The sequence below is a fragment of the Vibrio sp. V15_P4S5T153 genome, assembly GCF_963874485.1.
GTDB classification, from domain to species: domain Bacteria; phylum Pseudomonadota; class Gammaproteobacteria; order Enterobacterales; family Vibrionaceae; genus Vibrio; species Vibrio anguillarum.
Window position 1 is genome coordinate 1 of record NZ_CAWNHR010000014.1, and the last position, 4744, is coordinate 4744.

At 44.4% G+C, this 4744-nt stretch carries 4 protein-coding genes and 1 pseudogene; all 5 read left to right on the plus strand.

The annotated features are described in order from the left end of the window. Positions 1-825 (plus strand): RHS repeat-associated core domain-containing protein (locus AACT42_RS09975; RefSeq protein WP_217899770.1); only part of this gene is annotated, 825 nt, incomplete at its 5' end. Next, positions 818-1255, plus strand: coding sequence for a hypothetical protein (locus tag AACT42_RS09980; RefSeq protein WP_094183063.1), 438 nt, complete (start codon positions 818-820; stop codon positions 1253-1255). The genes AACT42_RS09975 and AACT42_RS09980, both read left to right, overlap by 8 nt. Positions 1256-2013: 758 nt before the next feature. Continuing rightward, a complete protein-coding gene (locus tag AACT42_RS09985; RefSeq protein WP_445286090.1) occupies positions 2014-3390 on the plus strand; it encodes an RHS repeat-associated core domain-containing protein in 1377 nt (458 codons plus the stop codon). Positions 3391-3399: 9 nt separating this feature from the next. Beyond that, entirely contained in the window at positions 3400-4068 is a 669-nt protein-coding gene (locus AACT42_RS09990; RefSeq protein WP_094183064.1) for a hypothetical protein, read from the plus strand. 434 nt (positions 4069-4502) lie between these two features. Next, a pseudogene (locus AACT42_RS09995) lies at positions 4503-4744 on the plus strand (type IV secretion protein Rhs); the annotation flags it as partial.

A 4744-nucleotide genomic window follows, 5' to 3' on the forward strand; every position in this document is an offset into this window, starting at 1 on the left:
AGTGTTATTCAGACAATCGAATACCTGTACGAGCCAGAGAGCTTTCGCCCACTCGCGCAGGTGACGCATAAGGCCAACCAAGATTCTCAGCTACACTATATCGTGACTGACCATGCAGGCACGCCACAGGAGCTGTGCAGCGAAAATGGCGAGGTAGTTTGGCAAGGTGAACAAGCCTTGTGGGGACATTACCAACAACGAAATACGCTTCCTAATCATGGTTTTAGAGAAAACGCCCACAATGATGAGCTCTACTGTGACCTGCGTTACCAAGGGCAAATAGAAGACCGTGAATCCGGCCTTTACTACAATGTTAATCGCTATTACGATGCAGACAGTGGCCAGTACCTAAGCCCAGACCCGATAGGATTTGCGGGCGGGTTAAGACCACAGGCGTATGTGTTTAACCCGCTGGAGTGGGTTGATCCGCTTGGTTTAGCGGGTGAAGCTCATGAAGATGGAAGTGTGGGGAAAAATAGGCGTCAAGCAATGAATGAAGCTAAAGATGCTGTCAATATCCCTAGATCTCAGCAACATGAAAACCATTGGGTGGTTGGTGATGATGCAACTCGTAGGGGCTATCCAAATTATGTGTATTCAGATAATCCTTCGGAACATGGGAGGTTCTACCAATATAGAGATGCCAATAACCATAAAGTTGTTGTGGTTGAACATAATAACGATCCGAGAAATAAACTTGGTACAGCTCACTTTCATGGCGGGAAGGCGAAAGCAAATCCAAGAGATTACGATTTTAAAACAGAAAGATACGGTAAAGTTATTACTGATAAACAAACTGGAGACCACCATATTTATTATGACTAACAAAATTGATAGGCTAAAATCAAAAAACAATGCGAGGAACTTTATTAACAGTCACTGTGGAATGGAAGGCTCCAGTATTGTTGAATCTGATAAACTAGATATAACAAGATTCCTTGGCGCGCTGAAAAAAATTAATTCATACAACAGGAAAATAGAACCAGTACGCAAACTAGATTTAACAAGTAATAAGGATGAACTGCCTAAATGGACAAAGTCTAATTTTACTTGGCTGTTAGGTAAAAAATGTTATTTTTTATTTGATGAGTACACATTAATAGGTTTTGATTTTTATAATGTAGATGGGTTTTTAAGTGCGATGGAGAGTTTAAATGGAAATAAAGATGTTGTCTTATTCATTTTTGATCCTGATGTTTTAGTTGTAATTAGTGACGATGAATACTCCATATCATATTATGAAGTATATATATAAGACGAAATAACAAGGACAGGCACTACTATAAAGAGCACATGCTAATACAGCGCGAGGTTTTGGTTGGCCCTTGTCGCGATAGGTAAGTGGCCAAATCTAAGCAGGAGCAAGTGATGTTTGAACGGATTTACGCTCTGACAATGAACAGTCGGAATTGCCAAGCGTTAACAAGTTGATTCTTTGTTTAGCTCAGGGCGTGATGATAAAAATGGGGGACGGGAAGCTAGCGATCCAATCGAAGTAAAGTAAATGGATACGACGTATTTTCAAATTGAGCTTCGCCTGTTCTGCACTAACAACTCATATCTGCTCCATGCGTTGGGGCACCTGTCCCTTCAATTCTTACGCGTGTCGACCGCGATCAGTACGACGCCGCCTCTCGCTTAACCTACACCGAAAATGGTGATGCATGGGTCTCCTTTGCTTACAGCCCATCAGGATTGCTCCTTGAAGAAAACCTCAACGGCACCTCGCTCGTTCATGAATACGACGAACATGGCCGCCGTATTGGTTCATCAGGCAGCAAAACCGCACGACAATATTAATGGGCTAAGCACCAATTACAGCAACTGTCTGTAGGCGAGCATACGCCGCTGCAATTTGCGTATCACCCCAGTGGGCATGAGCAAACTCGCGCCACAGAGCAGGGTTTTAGTCTTCAGCACCAATGGAGTGAAACAGGGTTACTGCTGCAACAACAGCTTGGTAGAAATGGTGATAGCTTACGCCAGTATCAATACGATGCCCTAGACAGGCTAGTGGGCATTGACGATGCCAAACGCGGTAAATCCAGGTTCAGCCTAAACGCCAATGGCCAAGTTCAAGCCGTCCGCCAGCAAAAGACGTGGGAAAGCCAGCAACGCTTTGTACACCTGTTTGGTTACGACAGTGAGCTCAACCTTAACCAACAAGGTTTTGCCACTGAATACGGTGATAGCGACAGCAATGTAGTCTCGCTCGATGACGCACGAGTAAAACGCCAATCTCGCCAATACGATAAGGCGGGCCGTGTATTAGATACGGGTCGATTCCGTTATCACTACGATAAGTGTGGCCGCGTGGTCGAGAAAACCGAATACAAAGACGGCTTCCGACCCAAAACCACCCGTTTTGTTTGGAATGGGGATGACAGGCTTACTCATATAGAGCTGCCCGATGGTGGGCGGTACCGCTACCGTTATGACCCGTTAGGTAGGCGAGTCGCAAAAGAGTGTTTAAGCACCCAGCGAATCACTGAGTATTTGTGGGATGGGGCAAACATTGTCCAGCACAGCCAAAAGACCGCCGATGGCAGTGTTATTCAGGAAATTGAATACCTGTACGAGCCAGAGAGCTTTCGCCCACTCGCGCAGGTGACGCATAAGGCCAACCAAGCGTCTCAGCTACACTATATCGTGACTGACCATGCAGGCACGCCACAGGAGCTGTGCAGCGAAAATGGCGAGGTGGTTTGGCAAGGGGAGCAAGCCTTATGGGGCCATTATCAACAGCAAAATACACTTCCTAATTATGGTGTTAGAGAAAACGCCCACAATGATGAGCTCTACTGTGACCTGCGTTACCAAGGGCAAATAGAAGACCGCGAATCCGGCCTTTACTACAATGTTAATCGCTATTACGATGCAGACAGTGGCCAGTACCTAAGCCCAGACCCGATAGGTTTTGCAGGCGGGTTAAGGCCACAGGCGTACGTGTTTAACCCGCTGGAGTGGGTTGATCCGTTGGGGTTGGCGAAGTGTCCTAAAATCACGAAAGATTCTTCTGGAAGGATCATTCAATGGGATTCTGAGGTCTCTCCTGAAGATATTGGTACTGGAACAGCGACTAATCAAAAAGCTAGAGATTATGCCCGCTCTTTGGGGGCGCATAATGATGATGCTGGACACGCCCTTGGCAGTAAGTTAGGTGGAACAGGTACAAATACTGATAATATCTTCCCTCAAGCACCAAAAGTAAACCGAGGGGCGTTTAGGGTTATGGAAAAAAATATAGCAGAGAGAGTTAATCAAACAGGGCAATCAGCCAAGTTGACGGTAAAAGCTAACTATGATGGTCCTTCAACTAGACCATCATCTTTGGAATACACAGCAGTGTTTGAAGATGGGACAAAAATGTATCGTAAGTTTGGGAATTAAGGGTAAAAAATGTATATATCTTTATCTAAAAATGACGCAGTATCATTTTCTTATATTGGTGGAAAACCTATGCTGCCAACCGATGTTAGAATACCAGTCCATCCAGATAGCGGAAGTCAAATGACGTTTTTCTTTCAAGTGTTACTTCCTGAGTGGCATAAGTGGGCCGGTAAACTAATATCAGTTTTTTGTGTAACTGATGATTTTGTTTTAGACCGAATTTTACCTGAAATGGTCGTATATAATGAGTCAGGTTACAACGTGGATAGCGATTGTATTCAGTTTAAACAAGATTTTTTTAAAATCATAGTATCGAATATAAAGCAATGCACTATAAAAGATGAGTATAAGGAAGTTCTTAGATATCAATCTCTAGAAATATCCAGTTGTGAAGCTAACAGTTTTGGCTTTATAGGGAAAAAACCAAAGTGGCTTGTGGGTGATGAGTCGCCTTTAACGCTGGATGGTGAGGCTTTTTTCGATTTTTTATTTCAAATTAATATTGACTTGTATTTTCCTAAACTAGAATCTGCTCCAAAACAAAAAACAGAAAACTTTGAAGAGTCAAGTGGAATTAGAGATTCCTACATTGATGACTATTCATTATTTGCCGGAAACGCTGTTTACTTCTTTGGAGAGAAGGATAGTGAGTTGGTGTATATGGTATCTCAGTCTTAATGGCCTTGCCAAGAAATAACAAGGACAGGCACAAGGCACATGCTAATACAGCGCGAGGTCTTGGTTAGTCTTTGTTGCGATAGCCAAGTGGTTAGATCTGTGTTGTAGCCAGTGATATTGGAACGGAATTGGCTTTGACAATGAACAGTCGGAATTGCCAAGCCCCAACAAACAGATAGTTTGTTGAGGGTAGGATGTGCTGATAAGGATGGGGGACGGAAGCTAGCTATCCAATCGAAGTAAATGGATACGACGTTTGTTCAAATTGAGCCTCGCCTGTTTTGTACTAACAACTCACATCCGTTCCATCCGTTGGGGCACTTGTCCCTTCAATTCTTACGCGTGTCGACCGCGATCAGTACGACGCCGCCTCTCGCTTAACCTACACCGAAAATGGTGATGCGTGGGTCTCCTTTGCTTACAGCCCATCAGGATTGCTCCTTGAAGAAAACCTCAACGGCACCTCGCTCGTTCATGAATACGACGAACATGGCCGCCATATTGGTTCATCAGGCAGCAAAACCGCGCGACAATATCAATGGACGAAGCACCAATTACAGCAACTGTCTGTAGGCGAGCATACCCCGCTGCAATTTGCGTATCACCCGAGTGGACATGAGAAAACTCGCGCTACAGAGCAGGGGTTTAGCCTTCACCACCAATGGAGTGAAACAGG